The organism is Paenibacillus apis, assembly GCF_018333295.1.
Lineage (GTDB): Bacteria > Bacillota > Bacilli > Paenibacillales > Paenibacillaceae > Fontibacillus > Fontibacillus antibioticophila.
This window is the reverse complement of sequence record NZ_BORS01000009.1, coordinates 229,997-248,915: the sequence shown is the minus strand read 5'-3', so window position 1 is coordinate 248,915 and position 18,919 is coordinate 229,997. Positions and strand designations below refer to the sequence as shown.

Here is an 18,919-nt window from a genome sequence, read left to right as displayed (position 1 = left end):
AAGTTGAACTATAAAGGTTCATGGGAGGGAAGCAAGCATGTCAACACCGGCGATTTCCACGGCGGAGGGAATGATTGGGGCCCCGCTGCTATATAAAGGGAAGGTTCGCGAGCTGTACGATCTTGGGGAGCACTATCTCATCGTCGTAACGGACCGGATTTCGGCCTTCGACTTCGTGCTTGAGCCGGCTGTGCCGGAGAAGGGCAAGGTCCTGAACCGGCTCAGCGCTTATTGGTTCGAGCAGACCAGTCACCTGATCGACAACCATGTGATCCACACCGATGTAGACCGGCTGGAAGGCATTGTTCCGGCGGAGCACCGCGAGGCATTGCGCGGCCGGATCATGGTGACCCGCAAGGCGCAGCGCATCGATATCGAATGCGTGGTCCGCGGATACGTGACCGGCGGGGGCTGGCGGCAGTACCAAGAGAGCGGGGAGATTAACGGAATCAAGCTGCCTGAGGGACTGCGCAAGAACAGCAAGCTGGCAGAGCCGATCTTCACGCCGGCCGCAAAAAACGATGTCGGACACGATGAAGACATCCCATTCGCGAGGATGGCGGAATTGACCGGCTCGGAGCTGGCGGAACAGCTGCGGACCCGCAGTCTGGAGCTGTATAGCTACGCCCGCGAGCGTTGTGAACAGCGCGGCATTGTTCTTGCGGACTGCAAGCTGGAATTCGGCCTGGTGGATGGCAAGCTGATCCTCATTGACGAGATTTTTACCCCGGATGCCTCGCGCTTCTGGGCCGAAGAGAACTATGCGCTTGATATTGAAATCGACAGCATGGACAAGGAACCGGTTCGCACGTATTTGGCCGGCTCGGACTGGGACAAGATCAGCCCGCCGGCCCCGTTGCCGCCGCAAGTTGTGGAGGAGACAACCCGGAGATATAAGGAGATTTACCGGCGCTTGTCCGGAGCGGAGCTATAGCCGCCGCAGCCGGTCAGCCAATCTGTTTTGCGGCATCGCCGCACATACCATGACAAGGGGGAACACGGGAAAATGTTGAAAGCTCGCGTATATGTCACAATTAAGCAAAGCGTACTTGATCCGCAGGGGGTTGCCGTACAGGGGGCGCTGCATTCGATGGGATTCAGAGAGGTTGAGGGTCTGAGAATCGGCAAGTATATGGAGATGCAGTTGGACACCGATGACCGCTTTGAGGCGGAAGCCCGGGTCAAGGCGATGTGCGAGAAGCTGCTGGCCAATACGGTTGTCGAAGATTACCGCTTCGAGTTGGAGGGCTGATCCATGAAATTTGCAGTACTCGTGTTTCCCGGCTCCAACTGTGATATCGACTGTTACAAGGCAGTAGAATCTGCACTTGGCGAACCGGTTGACTACGTATGGCACACAGCTACAGATTTGTCGGGCTATGATTGCATTCTCGTGCCGGGCGGCTTCTCTTACGGAGACTATCTCCGCTGTGGAGCCATTGCCCGCTTCGCGCCGGTGATGAATGAGGTAGCCAAGGCGGCAGAAGAAGGCAAATACGTCCTGGGCATCTGCAACGGCTTCCAGATTTTGACCGAGGCCGGACTGCTCCCGGGGACGCTGCGCCGCAACGATTCCCTGAAGTTCCGCTGTCATGATACGGTGCTTCGTGTCGAGAATAATGACAATCCATTCACCTCGCTCTATGCGGAAGGAGAAGAAATTACGATTCCGATTGCGCATGGGGAAGGCAACTATTATTGCGATGAGGATACCTTGAAGCAACTGCAAGAAAATCGGCAGATTATTTTCAGATACAGTAACAATCCCAACGGTTCGGTGGACGACATTGCGGGGATTACGAACGAACGCGGAAATGTGGTCGGCATGATGCCGCACCCGGAACGGGCGGTTGACGGACTGCTTGGCTCGGAAGACGGCAAGAAGATGTTTACTTCGATATTAAAGGCATGGAGGGATCGGCATGAATCAGCAGGTGTCCGCTAAGGAACCGAATGCAGAGCAAATTGCGGAGCAGCACATTTACAAACAGATGGGCGTATCGGACAGCGAGTATGAGCTGATCTGTGGATTCCTTGGACGCAAGCCGAACTACACGGAAATCGGTGTATTCAGCGTCATGTGGTCAGAGCATTGTGCTTACAAGAACTCCAAGCCGCTCTTGCGCCGTTTCCCGACAAGCGGGCCGCGCGTACTGATGGGACCGGGCGAAGGCGCGGGCATCGTCGATATTGGCGATAATCAGGCGGTCGTATTCAAAATCGAAAGCCATAACCACCCGTCAGCGGTTGAGCCTTATCAAGGCGCCGCTACAGGTGTCGGCGGGATTATCCGCGATATTTTCTCCATGGGGGCAAGACCGGTGGCGCTGCTGAACTCGCTTCGCTTCGGCAAGCTGGAGAGCGAGCGGGTGAAATATTTGTTCGAGCATGTCGTATCCGGCATCGCGGGCTACGGGAACTGCATCGGCATTCCAACGGTGGGCGGCGAAGTGGTGTTTGACGAGAGCTATGACGGCAACCCGCTCGTTAACGCGATGTGCGTCGGCTTGATCGATCACGATAAGATTCAACGCGGCGTAGCCAAGGGCGTCGGAAATCCGGTGTTCTATGTCGGTCCTCCTACAGGCCGGGACGGAATTCACGGAGCGACCTTTGCATCCGAGGAGCTCACCGAAGAATCCGAGGCAAAGCGGACAGCAGTACAGGTTGGCGATCCGTTCATGGAGAAGCTCGTGATGGAGGCTTGTCTGGAGTTGATCGATACCGGCATTGTGCTGGGGATTCAGGATATGGGCGCAGCCGGGTTGACCTGCTCCAGTGCGGAGATGGCGAGCAAGGCGGGGAATGGTCTGGAGCTGTATCTCGATCAGGTTCCGCAGCGCGAGGAGGGCATGACTCCGTATGAAATGATGCTGTCGGAGTCCCAGGAACGTATGCTGTTCGTAGTGGAGCCGAAGGATGAAGCGCAGGCGCTGGAGATTTTTGAACGGTGGGGCGTGATTTGCGCGAAGGTCGGTAAGGTTACGGATGACGGCCGGTTGAAGCTGTTCCATCATGGCGAAGTGGTTGGCGATATGCCGGTGACCGCACTTGTAGATGAATGTCCGGTGTACGAAAAGCCATCCGCGGTGCCTGCTTATTATGAGCAAAATACAGGAATCGACACGCTTCGCTATCCGGAAGTGAGCGATCTGAACTTAGCGTTGGAGCAAATCCTGGCTTCGCCTTCGGTGGCAAGCAAGGCTTGGGTGTATAACCAGTATGATTACATGGTTCGGACCAGCACGGCAGTTCGTCCGGGTTCTGACGCGGCGGTGGTGACGGTTCAAGGCACCCGCAAGGCGCTGGCTATGACGACGGACTGTAATGGACGTTTCGTCTATCTGGATCCGGAAGTGGGCGGCAAGATTGCAGTGAGTGAGGCCGCGCGGAATATTGTGTGCTCGGGTGCAGAGCCGCTGGCGATTACGGACAATCTGAATTTCGGCAGCCCGGAGAAGCCGGATATTTTCTGGCAGATGGAGCGTGCGGTTGACGGCATGGCGGAAGCCTGCCGTGTGCTGGACGCACCGGTCATCGGCGGTAATGTCAGCTTGTACAATGAAAATTTGCAAGGTGCGATCTATCCGACACCGGTTGTCGGGATGGTTGGCCTGGTTCATGATACGGATCATATTACGACGCAAGGCTTCAAAAACGAGGGCGATGTCATTGTACTGCTCGGGGATACCCGCGGCGAGCTTGGCGGCAGCGAGTTCCAGGCCGTGGTGCATGGCGTAACAGAAGGACGTCCGCCAGTGCTGGACCTCCAAGTGGAGAAGCAGCTGCTTGATGCCGTGCTAAGCGCTATTCAAGGCGGCTTGGTTCGTTCGGCACATGACTTGTCAGAGGGCGGCCTAGCGGCAGCGCTTGCCGAGAGCTGCATCAGTGGCGGCATCGGTGCCAAGATTGAGCTTGATTCTGCCCTGCGTGCTGATTTGGCGTTGTTCAGTGAATCCCAGTCGCGGATCGTGTTATCGGCAGCTCCGGCACAGGCGGAGCAATTGCTGGATCATCTTGCCTCGCGCGGGGTTCCGGTACAGCGGATCGGCGTTGTTGAGGGCAGTGCGCTGAAGGTCTCCGTTAACGGAGCATCGGCGATTGACAGACCGGTGAAGGAGCTGGCCCGGGTCTGGGAGGATGCGATTCCATGTCGGATGCAATGATGCCTTCGCAGCAGCTATGGACGGGAGACTATTATAACGAAGGCACGGGGCGAAGCGATATTTTCGATACCTTGAAAGAGGAATGCGGCGTGTTCGGTGTGTTCGGACACCCGGAGGCGGCCTCGCTGTCTTATTACGGCTTGCATGCATTGCAGCACCGCGGCGAGGAGAGTGCGGGAATCTGTGTAACCGATGGAGAGCAGTTCAACTACCACCGCGGCATGGGGCTGGTCAAAGAGGTGTTTGACCGTGACAAGCTGTCCTCGCTGCCGGGGAACCGCTCCATCGGCCATGTGCGTTATTCGACGAGCGGTGATAGCCGTCTGACGAATGCCCAGCCGCTGATCTTCAAATATCGAGATGGTGATCTCGCGGTGGCAACGAACGGGAATATCGTCAATGCCCCGCAGATTCGCCGAGAGCTGGAGCAGGCGGGCTCGATTTTCCAGACGACCAGTGATACAGAGGTTATCGCCCATCTGATCGCCCGTTCATCGAAGGAATTTGTCGAGGCAGCCAAGGATGCGCTTCGCCAATTGGTTGGCGGGTTTGCTTTCTTGCTGATGACGAACAACAAGCTGATCGTTGCCAGTGATCCGCACGGTCTGCGTCCGCTGACGATGGGGCGGTTAGGAGACGCCTATTTATTCTCATCGGAGACCTGTGCCTTTGAGGTGGTCGGTGCTGAAATTATCCGCGACATCCTGCCGGGCGAGCTGTTGGTGCTGGATGAGAACGGAATGCGGGAGGATCGTTATGCCGAGCCGCAGCGCAAGGCGCTGTGTGCGATGGAATACATCTACTTCAGCCGGCCGGACAGCGAGTTGAACGGAGCGAACCTGCACCGGGCCCGCAAGCAGATGGGACAGGTGCTGGCGCAGGAATCCTTTGTGGATGCGGATGTAGTAACCGGAGTGCCGGATTCGAGTATATCGGCTGCGATTGGTTACGCGGAGCAGACAGGAATTCCTTATGAGCTTGGACTGATCAAGAATAAATATACGGGCCGGACCTTCATCCAGCCGAGCCAGGAGCTGCGCGAGCAAGGCGTCAAGATGAAGCTTAGCGCTGTGCGAGGCGTGGTGGAGGGCAAGCGGGTTGTAATGATTGACGACTCTATCGTCCGGGGAACGACCTCGCGGCGTATCGTCAATTTGCTGCGGGAGGCGGGAGCGACCGAGGTGCATGTGCGGATTACATCGCCTCCGTTTAAGAATCCGTGCTTCTACGGCATTGATACACCCGACCGGGCAGAGCTGATCGCTTCCTCCAAGTCGGTGGAGGAGATTCGCCAAGAGATTAATGCGGATTCCCTGCAATTTTTGACCCCGGATGGATTGATACGAGCTGTCGGCGGATTTAATCAGGGCGACTTTAAGGGCGGCTTGTGTATGGCTTGCTTCGACAATGACTATCCGACCCAAACGGATTTTGACGGGGAAGAGAAGTTTGGCTGTACGTGTTGAGTAGTGAGAGCTAGTTGTAAAAACTACATTTATATTTCTTCGGTGAAGGGGAAACAGGCAAACTAGGTGTAGAAAGTACAGCTATTTTCCACGATCTAGGCTCTTCACCTTGGCATAGAGGTTACTTAATTGCAGTTTGTACATTTAAACCTGTCTGTTTCAAGAGAAGAACGAAGAATAGATGTATCTTATACAGCTATTAGGATAATAAGGAGCTATATTAGTTGAACTAAAGAACTGCAGAGAAAAGGCATAAGTGTAAAGTGTTTTGAAGTAAAAGCTTTCTGAAAGAAAGCTACTTCGAGAGCATAAGCTCGGTAGCGTTCGCCTTTGAGAGCGGATTTCTTCCTTCACATGGCCAATTCAATCCAAGAAATTCGCGAACAACAGCGATCGTAAGAACACTTTACACGTTGCCTCCTGTGTATAATCATTAGTTCAACTTATATAGTTATCTTTAGCCAAGAAAATATGTTATAGGGAGAGTGTCGATACGTGTCTGAGGCATACAAACAAGCCGGAGTGGATATTGCGGCAGGCAATGAAGCGGTAGAGCGGATGAAGAAGCATGTCAAACGGACGTTCCGTCCTGAGGTTATGACAGAGCTTGGCGGGTTTGGCGGATTGTTCGGCTTGAATAAGGACAAATACGAGGAGCCGGTGCTTGTGTCGGGAACCGATGGGGTCGGCACCAAGCTGAAGCTGGCTTTTGCAATGGACAAGCATGATACGATCGGCATCGATGCGGTTGCAATGTGTGTCAATGATATCGTGGTGCAAGGCGCAGAGCCGCTGTTCTTCCTGGACTATCTTGCCTGCGACAAGGTCATTCCCGAGAAGATCGAGGCGATTGTAGCGGGGATTGCCGAAGGCTGTCATCAATCAGGCTGTGCTCTGATCGGCGGCGAGACGGCAGAGATGCCCGGCATGTATGCCGAGGGTGAATATGATATTGCCGGCTTTACGGTCGGCGTGGTTGACAAAAGCAAGATCGTTAATGGCAGTTCCATTGCTGCAGGGGATGTTGTGTTGGGACTGCCGTCCAGCGGAGTTCACAGCAACGGCTTCTCGCTGGTGCGCAGGCTCTTGCTGGAGCAAGCGGGCTATGATCTGAAGGACCGGGTATCCGGGCTGGATGGAGAAGTGCTTGGCGAGGTTTTGCTGGCGCCGACGCGGCTCTACGTCAAGCCGGTGCTGTCGCTGCTTGAGAAGGTCCAGGTGAAGGGAATGGCTCATATTACGGGCGGCGGCTTCATCGAAAATATCCCTCGCGTATTGCCGGACGGCGTAAACGCGGAAATCGACTATGGCTCCTGGCCGGTGCAGCCGATCTTCCGGCTGCTGCAGCGTACAGGAGAGGTCAGTAACCGGGACATGTTCACGACCTTCAACATGGGAATCGGGCTTATCATCGTCGTTGCGGAGCAGGATGCCGAGCAGGCGCTTGCCGCATTGCGCGAGGCGGGCGAGACCCCGTATCAAATCGGTCGCATTACTGCCGGAGAACGGGTGGTTACCTTTACCGGGGTGGAAGTCTGATGTCGCAAGGCTGTCGGATTGCTGTATTTGCTTCGGGAAATGGCAGTAATTTTCAGGCGTTGCTGGAGGCCTCCCGGGAAGGGAGGCTTGGCGGCGGTGAAATCGTGCTGCTCGTCTGTGACAAGCCGAATGCCTTTGTCGTCGAACGGGCCCGCCAGGCGGGGGTGGAGACGTATCTGTTCCGCCCGAAGGAATATGCGCGGCGCGAGGATTACGAGGCTGAGATCGCAGCAAGGCTTACTGAGCTTGAGATCGACCTGGTCGCATTGGCTGGCTATATGCGCCTGCTTACACCGGTATTGGTTAGTCCTTACGCCGGAAGAATGTTGAATATTCATCCATCCCTGCTGCCCGCATTTCCGGGCACGGATGCTATTGGACAAGCCTGGAATTACGGAGTCAAGATTACGGGTGTGACCGTGCATCTGGTGGATGAGGGCATGGATACGGGAACCATTGTGGCGCAAGAAGCTGTGACGGTGGAGCCCGGCGAGGATGTCGATTCTTTGACGGCCCGGATTCACCAAGTCGAACAGCGCTTATATCCTCAGGTTGTGAAACAATTTGCCGAGGGCAGAGTTCGCGTGAACGGACGTAAGGTAGAGTTGGGCTAAGTTGTTGTGTGAGCTGTATAAGTTAACTTAAAAAGTTACGCAGAAAGGCAAAAAGTGTGAAGTGTTAAAAGCTTTCTATAAGAAAGCTGCTTCGAAAGCATAGAGCGATAGCGTTCACCTTTGTGAGTGGAATTCCGCCTTACCATAATTAGGTCCAATCAGAGGATTCCGCGAACAACAGCGATCGTAAGAACACTTCACACGTTGCCCTATAAGCGTAAAGATCATTAGTTTAACTTATATAGCTGGTTTTTCGATATTTCCCGAGAAATATTGCAAGCACATTCGTCAAAATTAAAGGGGGACCTGGAACGTGGGAATCAAGAGAGCGCTGGTCAGTGTATCGGATAAGACAGGGATTGTAGAGTTTTGCCGGGAGTTGTCCGGACTGGGGGTAGAAATCATATCCACCGGCGGTACGAAAAATCTGCTGGCGAAGGAAGGCGTGCCCGTCATCGGGATTTCCGATGTGACCGGATTCCCGGAAATTTTGGATGGGCGGGTGAAGACGCTGCATCCGGCTGTGCACAGCGGATTGCTGGCGGTTCGCGACAGTGCGGAGCATCAGGCGCAAATGCAGGAATTGGGACTGGATTATATTGATCTGGTGGTCGTGAATCTCTATCCGTTTCAGGAGACGATTGCGAAGCCGGATGTGACTTATGAGGACGCGATTGAAAATATCGATATCGGCGGCCCGACCATGCTTCGCTCTGCGGCGAAAAACCATGCGTTTGTCAGTGTGGTAGTGGATGCTGCGGACTATGCCGGCGTTATTGAAGAGATTCGGGCTGGCGGCGATACTACGCTCGATACGCGCAAGCGTCTGGCGGCGAAAGTGTTCCGTCATACCTCGGCGTATGATGCACTGATCTCGGAATATTTGTCGAAGGTGACTGGCGACCCATTGCCGGAACGCTTTACGGTCACTTACGAGAAAATTCAAGATTTGCGCTATGGCGAAAATCCACATCAAAAGGCTGCATTCTACCGGAAGCCGCTTGCAGCTGTGGACACGCTGACTTCAGCAGAGCAACTGCACGGCAAGGAACTCTCCTATAACAATATCAACGATGCCAATGCAGCCCTGCAAATTGTTAAGGAGTTTGATGAGCCGGCTGTTGTCGCCGTGAAGCATATGAATCCTTGCGGTGTGGGAGTAGGGGAAAGCATTTATGAAGCTTACCGGAAGGCGTATGATGCGGATCCGGTATCGATTTTCGGCGGAATCATTGCCGCAAACCGGATCATTGACGAAGCTACAGCAGTATTGTTGAAGGAGATTTTCCTGGAGATCATTATTGCTCCGGACTTCACTCAAGAGGCGCTTGACGTACTGACACAGAAGAAAAATATTCGTCTATTGAAGCTGGGTAGCCTGCAGTCAGGCGCTAATCGCAGCAGTCAGTTCGTCGTTACTTCGATTGATGGCGGGATGATCGTGCAGGAGAGCGATGTCCACACCTTGTCCGAGAGCGATCTGACGGTGGTTACCGACCGCAAGCCGACCGAGGCGGAATTGAAGCAGCTGTTGTTCGGGTGGAAGGTCGTTAAGCATGTGAAGTCTAATGCGATTGTGCTGGCAAAGGATGATATGACGGTTGGAGTAGGTGCCGGGCAAATGAACCGCGTCGGATCGGCAAAGATTGCGATTGAGCAAGCGGGCGACAAGGCGAAGGGCAGTGTACTTGCTTCCGATGCGTTCTTCCCGATGGGAGATACGTTGGAGTTTGCAGCAAAGGCTGGAATTACGGCGGTAATTCAGCCGGGGGGCAGTGTCCGTGACGAAGAGTCGATCAAGGTTGCTAATGAGAATGGAATCGCGATGATCTTCACAGGAGTCAGACATTTTAGACACTAATAAACACTAAATAGTTGTTATTAGTAAATGTGAATAACAGGTTTGACTAGGCCAAAATCGGCAGGAGGTACCCAAATGGATATATTAGTCGTCGGCGGCGGAGGCCGTGAGCATGCAATATGTTGGGCGCTCGCCAAGAGCCCCAGGGTCGGAACAATCTATTGTGCGCCAGGAAATGCAGGGATTGCCCAAGTAGCCGAGCTGGTCCCAATTCAGGTTGGGGAGTTCGGCAGGCTGGCTGCATTTGCCCGGGAGAAGCAGTTGGACCTTGTCGTAATCGGTCCGGATGATCCCTTGGTCGAAGGGATTGTCGATGCGATTGAAGAGGCCGCTCCGGGAATTCCGGTGTTCGGCCCGCGCAAAAATGCAGCATTGATCGAGGGCAGCAAAACGTTTATGAAGGATCTGCTGCATAAGTATGAAATTCCAACGGCAAGCTACCAGAAGTTTGCAGATTATGCAGCCGCGCTTGAATATTTGCATTCCCAGCAGGCGCCGATTGTCATTAAGGCAGACGGACTGGCAGCCGGTAAGGGTGTAACGGTGGCCTTCACTCAGGAAGAAGCAGAAGAGGCCTTGAAGGCGATTATGGTTGACAAGGTATTCGGTGAGTCGGGCAGCCAGGTCGTGATCGAGGAGTTCCTTGAAGGGCAAGAGATGTCGATTCTGGCATTTGTAGACGGGGAAACGGTACGTCCGATGGCTGCGGCTCAGGATCATAAGCAGCTGTACGACAGTGACCGCGGGCCGAATACCGGAGGGATGGGGACCTACTCGCCTCTGCCTCACATTTCGAATGAGATCATTGATGAGGCGATCGAGACGATCATTAAGCCGACTGCAAAAGCTATGGTTGCGGAGGGACGTCCGTTCCGCGGTGTCTTGTTCGCCGGCCTGATGGTGACACCTGAGGGTAAGCCTAAAACGATCGAATTCAACGCCCGCTTCGGCGATCCGGAGACCCAGGTAGTGCTGCCGCGCCTAAAAAGCGACTTGCTCGAAATTTTCCTGGCAGCGGTTGAAGGCCGACTGGGTGACGTGGAGATCGAATGGAGCGAAGAAGCGGCGGTCTGCGTGATTCTGGCTTCCGGAGGCTACCCGGCTTCTTATCCGAAGGGCCTGCCGATTCAGGGACTGGAGCAGGCGGAGACAGCGCATAGTCTCGTCTTCCATGCAGGAACTGCGCGAGGCGAGCAGGGAGAGTGGCTGACGAACGGCGGACGGGTACTGGGCGTTGTCGGAGTTGGTGCTCATATTGCCGAGGCGAGAGAGCGTGCCTATGAGGCCGCCGGTAAAATTACGTTCGACGGGAAGCATAACCGCACAGATATTGCAGCCAAAGCATTGGTATAACGAACTGAGAAAATGCCGTCCGGGACGCCGGGCGGTATTTTTGTTTTTTTATTCGGCTTGTAGGCTGGCTGGAGCAGCAGGAAGGGATGGCTATCGGATTGTAGAATTTAATATTTGCAACTCAGATCAAATCCTTGAGGGGATACCCGTGCTACATTTGGGAAGAAAGGAGTGTTGCCTTCATGTATGAATGGAATGAGATGGTCCAGAGGATGATTGATTGGGTGGATGAGCATTTAGACGCCACGCCCTCATTATTGGCCATTTCACAACAGCTGGGATACTCGCCCTATTATTGTACCAAGCAGTTCCATGCGCTGACGGGGATGACACTGCGGGAATACGTCACTATGCGTCGAATCAGCGGTGTCGCACTGGAGCTCCGCGACACGGAGGAGAGGATACTGGACATTGCCGTCAAGTACGGATTCTCATCCCAGGAAGCATTGACGAGGGCATTCGTTAAGGCGTTCAATATTACCCCCAACGCTTACCGGAAGTCGAAACGTCCTATCCCGCTGGCTATTCGTCAGGAAGTATACACCCCTTATCATTATGCCATGAAGGAGAGCGGATCTATGGGTGCAATATCGTCTATCCAATATGTCGAAGTCAAGGTAGAGAAGATCCCGGCACATAAGCTTGTCGGAATCTGGGATCTCAAGTCTAACAATTATGGAAGCTTTTGGAGCAATGGTCATGACTGCGACGACATATGCGGCACACTGGCAAGCTTATCGGGACGGGTACTACCCGGACAGTTAGGGCAATTGGGCGGATGGTTTTATGAGAATACTAAAAAGGGCTATTTCTACGGTCTTGCGATGCCGGAAGAGGATGAAGGCTTGATTCCCGAGGGCATGGAGCTTCGTCCGGTGCCGGAATCGGAATATGTAGTATTCCATCATCCCCCGTACGATTACTTGAAGGACAATCCGGCCGTAATGCAAGCAGTGGAAGCGATGGCGTGGAACTTTGATCCCCGTACGATAGGGTATGTATGGGATTATGAGGGCAACAAGCAGGAGTATCAGAGGCATTTCCCGGAAGGATACGGGTATGCGGTAGTACGACCTGTAAAAAGAGCCCCAATCCAACCGTAAAGTACGCTGTACGAGCCGTGGATAATCTCTCTCTTTCTGGAGATATTACCAGGGAGGAGGCGATTCTGCTTGAGTAATGAGGAAAAAAGAATGCACCCGGTCTCGCGGGAAATCGTCGAGACGGAAGGTGTGTACACTGACGAGCTTGGACGCGAGACATACCTGCATAAGGGGGATGAGTTCCCTGCCGACCTGGTCCTCGGGACGACGGAATACAAGCTGACCGAGCTGGCCCAGGTCAAGCATGCAGAAGGACGAACCAATCCTAGACTGGTGCCGAAAAAGGAAGAAGATAATTGATTGGAGCGCCCTTTGAGCCCGGCATTTTGCCTGAGCGATCAGAGGGCGCCTTTACTTTTCCTCTTGAAGACTGGCCGTTTCAGGTGTACCTTTAATAGAATGAGAGTCATGATAACGAGGTGAGGAGAACGAGATGAAGCAGACGGGACAGCAGCATACAGCCGGAACGGTCGGTATGGAGGATATAGTACGGGCACATCATGTGCTGAAGGAAGTGGTCAGACGGACTCCGCTTCAGTTAGATCATACCCTGAGCACGAAATATGATTGCAAGGTTTATTTAAAGCGGGAGGATTTGCAGATCGTCCGCTCCTTCAAAATTCGGGGAGCTTATAATATGATCCGAAGCCTGGCGCCTGAGGACCTCGATAAGGGCATTGTCTGCGCCAGCGCAGGGAATCACGCCCAAGGCGTGGCTTTTTCCTGCCATGTCATGGGGATCAAGGGCAAGATTTATATGCCTAGCACGACACCGAATCAGAAGATTAAGCAGGTTAAGCGATTCGGCGGGGATGCGGTAGAGGTCATTCTGACCGGCGACACTTATGATGATGCCTATGCGGAAGCAATTAAGGCCTGCGAGGAAGGCGGCATGACGTTTATTCATCCGTTCGACGATCCGATGATCGTGGCCGGTAACGGGACGATTGCGATGGAGATCATGGAGGGTCTGGACTCGCCGGCGGATTATATGTTCGTCACGATTGGCGGAGGCGGTCTGATCTCCGGTGTAGGCACGTATTTGAAGACAGTGAGTCCGAATACGAAGCTGATCGGGGTGGAGCCGTCCGGTGCGGCTTCGATGACGGAGGCGATCCGGCGCAAGGAGGTCGTGACTTTAGAGTCGATCGATAAGTTTGTTGATGGTGCTGCGGTAAAACGGGTCGGCGACTTGAACTATGAGCTCAGCAGGGGCTTGATCGATGACATCGTCCTCGTTCCCGAGGGTAAGGCCTGCACAACTATTCTGGAGCTGTACAACGACAGCGCAATTGTTGTTGAGCCGGCGGGAGCACTGGCGGTCTCGGCACTGGATATGTACCGCGAGCAGATCAAGGGGAAGACGGTGGTCTGCATTATTAGCGGCGGCAACAACGACATTGACCGGATGCAGGAAATGAAGGAGCGTTCGCTCATCTACGAAGGCTTGAAGCATTACTTCCTGATCAACTTCCCGCAGCGTGCCGGCGCACTTCGTGAATTTCTGGAGCAGGTGCTTGGACCGAACGACGATATTGCGCGTTTTGAATATACGAAGAAGCATAACAAGGAGAATGGCCCGGCACTCGTTGGCATCGAGCTCAGCGACAAGGAGGATTATCAGGCGCTGATCGACCGGATGAGTGCGAAGGGGATCGCCTATACAGAGCTGAACCGGGATCTGAACCTGTTCAATCTGCTTATTTGAGCAGTAGAAAGTCCATAATCACATAAGGTTTAAGGGTTTAGAAGAATCATAACGTCCGAGAAATCGGGCGTTATTTTTTCGACAATTTACTGTCAATCTGATGTTTTTTGAAAAAAATATACATTACTATTGATGGTTTTTGAAAATTATGATATTCTCTTGATGCAATGTAATCGCTATCATAAGGGGTGGAAAAATGATGAGACATTATGAGGTAATCGTATCCGGCGGCGGCGTATCGGGAGCTATAGCAGCTATCGCAGCGGCGAGAGCCGGAGCGAAAACCCTGATCGTCGAAGCGAACGGCTTTCTGGGCGGAACGTTAACAGCGGCAGGCGTCGGTCCCATGATGACCTTTCACGCGGGGAAGAAGCAGGCGATCCAGGGAATTACGGACGAACTGATCCAGCGGCTGCGCCGGATTGGCAAGTCGCCGGGACACATCGAGGATGCGACGAACTACACCTATTCCGTAACTCCGTTTGATGCCGAGGCCATGAAGCACGAGCTGGAGACTATGCTGCTGGAAGCGGGAGGCGACATCTTGTATCACACGATGCTGGCCGGCGTGGTCACGAACGGAAGCCGCATCACTTCGTTGACCCTGTGCAATAAGGCAGGGCTAAGCGAGATTACCGGCGACGTCTTTATCGATGCGACCGGCGATGGAGACGTGGCGGCCTGGGCGGGCGTAGAATTCGCGAAAGGCCGCGAGAGCGACGGCATGTCGCAGCCGATGACGCTGAAGATGAAGATGCGAAATGTGGATACAAGCGCTATCCGCGATTATATCCGCAAGCATCCGGAGGAGTTCACGCGCATGAATCAGGATCTGTCGGTCATGGATACGGCGGAACGACTCTCTGTCATCGGCTTCGAGAAGCAGTTCAAGGAAGCGAAGGAGCGCGGCGAGGTAACGATCAAACGGGAGGATGTGTTGTTTTTCGAAACGAATAATCCCGGCGAGGTTATCATGAATACAACGCGTATTCTTGGCTGCGACAGCACCGACCCGTGGAGTCTGAGCCTGGCGGAGATCGAGGGGCGCAGACAGTGCCGTGAGCTGGAGCTGTTCCTGAGGAAGTATGTTCCCGGTTTTGAGGAGGCGATCGTTGTATCGACCGGTCCGTCCATCGGTGTCAGGGGTTCGCGCCAGATTAAAGGACAATATACGCTGACGGGCGAAGATATTTTGACCATGAAAAAATTCGACGACGTTATTGCTCATTCGGGCTACCCGATCGATATCCACAGCCCGGACGGGGAGGGAACGACGCATGGACGGCTGGAATGGGGCGGCATGTACGGTATTCCTTACCGCAGTCTTGTGACCGACCAGTTCGATAATCTGATTGTGGTCGGACGCTGTCTGTCCGCAACCTTCGAGGCGCAGGCCGCCGTCCGGACGACGCCGACGGTGGGCGCGATTGGGCAAGCGGGCGGCACGGCTGCAGCGCTGGCCGTCAAATCCCGCAAGGCCGTCACGGAGGTGGACATCGCCGAATTGCAGCGCAAGCTGCGTGAGGAAGGAGCCTATCTCGAGGTTTAATATGCTGGAACCCGTAATTATATGAATTCTAAGGGGATGTGTCTATGGAAACTTTGCAAGTAATCGGCATTTTGCTTGTATTCGCCGTATTTGTAGCTTTAATGATGATGAGAAAGCTGCCTACCCTGCTGGCACTGCCATTGATGGCCGTACTGCTGGCTGCTGTTGCGGGTATACCGTTCATTTCAAGCGACCCGGAAGCGTTTACAATCGCTAAGGGCGTATTGGCGGGCGGAGCTATGCGGCTGTCTACGGCAATCGCTGGCCTCATCTTCGGGGCCTGGTTCGGGCAGATTCTGAACAAGGTCGGCATTACCAAGACAATTATCCGCAAAGCTGCCGAATTGGCTGGCGATAAGCCGCTGGCAATCGCGATTGTCTTCTTTCTGGCAGCATCGGTCATTTTTGCGGCGGCGAGCGGCCTTGGCATGGTCATTCTCGTCGGTACCATCACAATACCGATTATGCTTACTGCCGGATTGAAGCCGTTTGTCAGCGGGCTGGTCGTCCTTCTGGCCAATGCGGTAGGCGTGACGTTCAATGTGTCCAACTGGGCAATTTATACGGATGTGCTGGGAATCCAGACTTCGGAAGTAGCTTCCTACTCGTTACTATGCGGACTTCCTCTGATTCTTATGGCACTCGTTATGATCGTGTTCTATACGAAGAAGGGCGGCAAGGTGAAAAAAGCGTGGGCGATGCCGGCCAAGCAGGATCCTTCCGGCGGACCGGAATCCAAGAACGTTCGCTCTATCGCGCTGATCAGCCCGCTGGTGCCTGTGTTGCTGGTATTTCTGCTGAAGCTTGATATCGTATCCGCCGTCTTTGTCGGCGCGGCCGTGACGCTGCTGCTTTCGACGCCAAAACGGCCGGTGCATGTGTTGTCCAGTGCGCTTGTGGAAGGCATTCAGGATGTGGCAGGAGCCCTGGGTCTGATGATCGGTATCGGCATGCTGCTGGCCGCCGTTACTGCTCCTGAAGTGGCAGCGCTTATTCAGCCGCTGATCGAAGGGATTTTGCCGTCGTCTCCGCTCACTTACGTACTGGTCTTTACCTTGTTGTCGCCGCTTGCAATCTACCGCGGTCCGCTGAATGTGTGGGGCCTGGGCAGCGGCATCGCCGCTCTGATGGTAGCGGGAGGCATGGCTCCAATCGCCGCTATGCTTGCGCTGCGCATTGTCAGCAACCTGCAGGCCGTCAGCGATCCTACTAATTCGCACAATGTTTGGGTGGCCGACTTTACAAAGACGGACATCGTGGAAATTTTGAGGAAAACGGTGCCGTGGATGATTCTGATCGTATTTATTTCCATGATTATAGCCGCCTTCTACGCTTTTTAGAGAATCATTAGCAGTAACGAAGAGACAGATAAAAGACAGACGATATATGGGGAGGAATACGGGATGGGCAATCAAGAGGTGCGCATCGGCATCGACGTGGGCGGTACATTCACGGATGCTGTAGCCATCGACAACCATACTTACGAAATCATATCCAAGGTTAAAATACCGACGACGCATCACGACGAACGGGGGGTAGCCAGCGGTATTGTACAGATCATCGAACGGCTTATGAAGGACAACGGGATCTCGCCGCAGGATATTACCTTCATCGCCCACGGTACAACCCAGGCAACGAACGCTCTGCTTGAAGGCGATGTGGCCCGGGTCGGCATTCTCGGCATGGGCACGGGCATCGATGCCCGCAGCGCCCGCTCGGAGACGAATATTGAGCATATCGAGCTGGCGGCAGGCAAATATCTCGTTACGTACCACACGTTCATAGACTCCAAGGATCTGACAGATGAGGCGATCGACAATGCGATTACCGATCTTGTAATGCAGGGCGCCCAGGTTATTGTCGCTTCCGAGGCTTACAGCGTCGACGATCCCTCCAATGAATTGAGAGTCATCGAACGGGCGCGCAGCCGGGGCATCTACGCTACCGGCGGGCATGAGATATCGCAGCTCTACGGCTTGAAGACGCGAACACGCACGGCGGTGGTCAATGCCAGTCTCATTCCGAAAATGATGGAGACAGCGAATATGACCGAGCAGGCGGTCAAAGAGGCGGGCATCACATCCCAGCTTATGATCATGCGCTGCGACGGCGGTGTGATGAGCATCGACGAGGTGCGCCAGCGGCCGATTCTGACGATGCTGTCCGGACTCGCCGCCGGTGTGGCGGGTGCGCTTATGTACGAGAAAATCTCCGACGGTATTTTCTTTGAAGTCGGGGGCACCAGCGTCGATATTTCCGTGATCAAGAACGGCAAGGTCATGATTGAAAATGCCGAGGTCGGCGGACATAAAACCTATTTGCGCTCGCTTGATGTACGGACGCTGGCGGTGGCCGGGGGAAGCATGATCCGGGTGGAAGACGGCGCGATCATCGATGTAGGGCCGCGCAGTGCCCACATTGCCGGCAAGGAATATGAGTGCTTCACCGATACCGCCAACCTGGAGGGGGCGGAGCTCAAGCAGATCAGTCCCCGCGAAGGCGATCCCGATTATACGATCGTTAGCGCGGCCGGAGGCGAATATGCGTTGACGCTGGCCGGTGCGGCCAATATTTTGGGCTATGTGCCGGACGGTGATTATGCGCGCGGCAGCGACGCAGCGGCGCGTAAGGCGTGGCAGGTGCTGGCCGATAGACTCGGAGTGACCGTGGAGGAAGCGGCTCGTGCGGCGATGGACATCGCTGTACGCAAAGTGATGAAGTCCGTCCGCGAGATGATCACCGACTATGAGCTGGACGAGAGCTTTGTTACTCTCGTCGGCGGAGGCGGCAGCGGGGCCGTACTGGTGCCGGCCCTGGCCGATGCTGAAGGCTTCAAGCATCAAATCGCGAATAACGCGCCGTATATCTCCACGATCGGCGTAGGCATGGCGATGGTTCGCGAACAGATCGAGAAGACGGTCGTCGGCGCGACCGAGCATGATATCAAGCTGATCCGCGCCGAGGTGATCGAGAAGATTGTTCGATCCGGCGCCAACGAGGCGACGGTGGACGTCACCATTGAGGTAGACGCCCAGCGCAATATATTGCGCGCCATTGCCACTGGCTCTACCGAGCTGCGATCCAAGGATTTGGCCAACCGCGATGTTCCGCTGGAGGCGCTGCAGGCTACGGCTGCCGAAGCGCTGAATGCAGGGGAGCAGGAAACGGAGTTGAAGGCAGCTTCAGGCCGTTGGTACCTGTTCGAGCGCATAGAGACGAAGAAGGCGATGCTGGGTCTGTTCAAAAAGAAGATTCCGCATATCGGAGTGCTGGATCGCGAAGGTGTGGTGCGCTTCAAAAAGGCGAACGCTTATTATCTCCACTTCCGCAAACGGGACCTAAGCGGCAGCTTCTCAGCCTTTCTGGACGAAAACACGATTTATTCCGATGCCAACGCGACAATTCCCAAAGCATTTCTGTTCTACAAGGAGAAGATGCTGGATTTAACAGGCATGCAGACAAAGGAGCAGCTTTTCTCTATTCTGGAGGTAGAGACGCAGCTGCTGGAAGAGGACAGCGAAATGCTGGCTGTCGTCTATCAGTAACGCAGGCGAAGAGCG

At 54.4% G+C, this 18,919-nt stretch carries 15 protein-coding genes; all 15 read left to right on the top strand.

The window, feature by feature from the left end:
- The first annotated feature begins 37 nt into the window (after positions 1 to 37).
- The gene (locus KI362_RS14870; protein ID WP_301628153.1) at positions 38 to 934 is read left to right on the top strand and encodes a phosphoribosylaminoimidazolesuccinocarboxamide synthase; all 897 of its coding nucleotides are present in this window, start codon (positions 38 to 40) and stop codon (positions 932 to 934) included.
- Between the two features lie 72 nt (positions 935 to 1,006).
- Positions 1,007 to 1,252 carry a phosphoribosylformylglycinamidine synthase subunit PurS gene (purS, locus tag KI362_RS14865; protein WP_044477180.1) on the top strand — a complete coding sequence of 82 codons (246 nt, stop codon included), beginning with the start codon at positions 1,007 to 1,009 and terminating at the stop codon, positions 1,250 to 1,252.
- A 3-nt stretch (positions 1,253 to 1,255) separates the two neighbouring features.
- Positions 1,256 to 1,945, top strand: a complete 690-nt coding sequence (purQ, locus tag KI362_RS14860; protein ID WP_212938944.1) for a phosphoribosylformylglycinamidine synthase subunit PurQ — start codon at positions 1,256 to 1,258, stop codon at positions 1,943 to 1,945.
- Complete coding sequence (purL, locus tag KI362_RS14855) at positions 1,923 to 4,166, top strand: phosphoribosylformylglycinamidine synthase subunit PurL (protein ID WP_301628150.1); 2,244 nt, start codon at positions 1,923 to 1,925, stop codon at positions 4,164 to 4,166. The genes purQ and purL overlap by 23 nt, the downstream gene beginning before the upstream one ends.
- Positions 4,151 to 5,632, top strand: coding sequence for an amidophosphoribosyltransferase (gene purF, locus KI362_RS14850; protein WP_301628149.1), 1,482 nt, complete (start codon positions 4,151 to 4,153; stop codon positions 5,630 to 5,632). The genes purL and purF overlap by 16 nt, the downstream gene beginning before the upstream one ends.
- 495 nt (positions 5,633 to 6,127) lie before the next feature.
- Complete coding sequence (gene purM / locus KI362_RS14845) at positions 6,128 to 7,171, top strand: phosphoribosylformylglycinamidine cyclo-ligase (RefSeq protein ID WP_301628147.1); 1,044 nt, start codon at positions 6,128 to 6,130, stop codon at positions 7,169 to 7,171.
- Positions 7,171 to 7,785, top strand: a complete 615-nt coding sequence (gene purN / locus KI362_RS14840; RefSeq protein WP_301628145.1) for a phosphoribosylglycinamide formyltransferase — start codon at positions 7,171 to 7,173, stop codon at positions 7,783 to 7,785. The genes purM and purN overlap by 1 nt, the downstream gene beginning before the upstream one ends.
- Positions 7,786 to 8,098: 313 nt before the next feature.
- Entirely contained in the window at positions 8,099 to 9,646 is a 1,548-nt protein-coding gene (gene purH / locus KI362_RS14835; RefSeq protein WP_301628144.1) for a bifunctional phosphoribosylaminoimidazolecarboxamide formyltransferase/IMP cyclohydrolase, read from the top strand.
- Positions 9,647 to 9,721: 75 nt separating this feature from the next.
- On the top strand, positions 9,722 to 10,999 hold the full coding sequence (gene purD / locus KI362_RS14830; protein WP_301628141.1) for a phosphoribosylamine--glycine ligase: 1,278 nt from the start codon (positions 9,722 to 9,724) through the stop codon (positions 10,997 to 10,999).
- 182 nt (positions 11,000 to 11,181) lie between these two features.
- On the top strand, positions 11,182 to 12,102 hold the full coding sequence (locus tag KI362_RS14825; RefSeq protein WP_301628140.1) for an AraC family transcriptional regulator: 921 nt from the start codon (positions 11,182 to 11,184) through the stop codon (positions 12,100 to 12,102).
- A gap of 69 nt (positions 12,103 to 12,171) precedes the next feature.
- Positions 12,172 to 12,402: a hypothetical protein gene (locus KI362_RS14820; protein WP_044477188.1), complete on the top strand. Its 231-nt coding sequence runs from the start codon at positions 12,172 to 12,174 to the stop codon at positions 12,400 to 12,402.
- Positions 12,403 to 12,535: 133 nt separating this feature from the next.
- Positions 12,536 to 13,810 (top strand): threonine ammonia-lyase IlvA, encoded by a 1,275-nt coding sequence (ilvA, locus tag KI362_RS14815; RefSeq protein ID WP_212938936.1) that lies wholly within the window; start codon positions 12,536 to 12,538, stop codon positions 13,808 to 13,810.
- 199 nt (positions 13,811 to 14,009) lie between these two features.
- Entirely contained in the window at positions 14,010 to 15,359 is a 1,350-nt protein-coding gene (locus tag KI362_RS14810) for an FAD-dependent oxidoreductase (protein ID WP_212938935.1), read from the top strand.
- Between the two features lie 44 nt (positions 15,360 to 15,403).
- Entirely contained in the window at positions 15,404 to 16,699 is a 1,296-nt protein-coding gene (locus KI362_RS14805; RefSeq protein ID WP_301628136.1) for a citrate transporter, read from the top strand.
- Between the two features lie 63 nt (positions 16,700 to 16,762).
- Complete coding sequence (locus tag KI362_RS14800) at positions 16,763 to 18,904, top strand: hydantoinase/oxoprolinase family protein (RefSeq protein WP_301628134.1); 2,142 nt, start codon at positions 16,763 to 16,765, stop codon at positions 18,902 to 18,904.
- The last annotated feature ends 15 nt before the right edge of the window (positions 18,905 to 18,919 follow it).

Excerpts from the sequence above, each read along its gene's own strand:
- KI362_RS14870 (WP_301628153.1), top strand. The coding sequence starts at position 38 with ATGTCAACACCGGCGATTTCCACGGCGGAGGGAATGATTGGGGCCCCG.
- purS (WP_044477180.1), top strand. The coding sequence starts at position 1,007 with ATGTTGAAAGCTCGCGTATATGTCACAATTAAGCAAAGCGTACTTGAT.
- purQ (WP_212938944.1), top strand. The coding sequence starts at position 1,256 with ATGAAATTTGCAGTACTCGTGTTTCCCGGCTCCAACTGTGATATCGAC.
- purL (WP_301628150.1), top strand. The coding sequence starts at position 1,923 with ATGAATCAGCAGGTGTCCGCTAAGGAACCGAATGCAGAGCAAATTGCG.
- purF (WP_301628149.1), top strand. The coding sequence starts at position 4,151 with ATGTCGGATGCAATGATGCCTTCGCAGCAGCTATGGACGGGAGACTAT.
- purN (WP_301628145.1), top strand. The coding sequence starts at position 7,171 with ATGTCGCAAGGCTGTCGGATTGCTGTATTTGCTTCGGGAAATGGCAGT.
- purD (WP_301628141.1), top strand. The coding sequence starts at position 9,722 with ATGGATATATTAGTCGTCGGCGGCGGAGGCCGTGAGCATGCAATATGT.
- KI362_RS14825 (WP_301628140.1), top strand. The coding sequence starts at position 11,182 with ATGTATGAATGGAATGAGATGGTCCAGAGGATGATTGATTGGGTGGAT.
- ilvA (WP_212938936.1), top strand. The coding sequence starts at position 12,536 with ATGAAGCAGACGGGACAGCAGCATACAGCCGGAACGGTCGGTATGGAG.
- KI362_RS14810 (WP_212938935.1), top strand. The coding sequence starts at position 14,010 with ATGAGACATTATGAGGTAATCGTATCCGGCGGCGGCGTATCGGGAGCT.
- KI362_RS14805 (WP_301628136.1), top strand. The coding sequence starts at position 15,404 with ATGGAAACTTTGCAAGTAATCGGCATTTTGCTTGTATTCGCCGTATTT.
- KI362_RS14800 (WP_301628134.1), top strand. The coding sequence starts at position 16,763 with ATGGGCAATCAAGAGGTGCGCATCGGCATCGACGTGGGCGGTACATTC.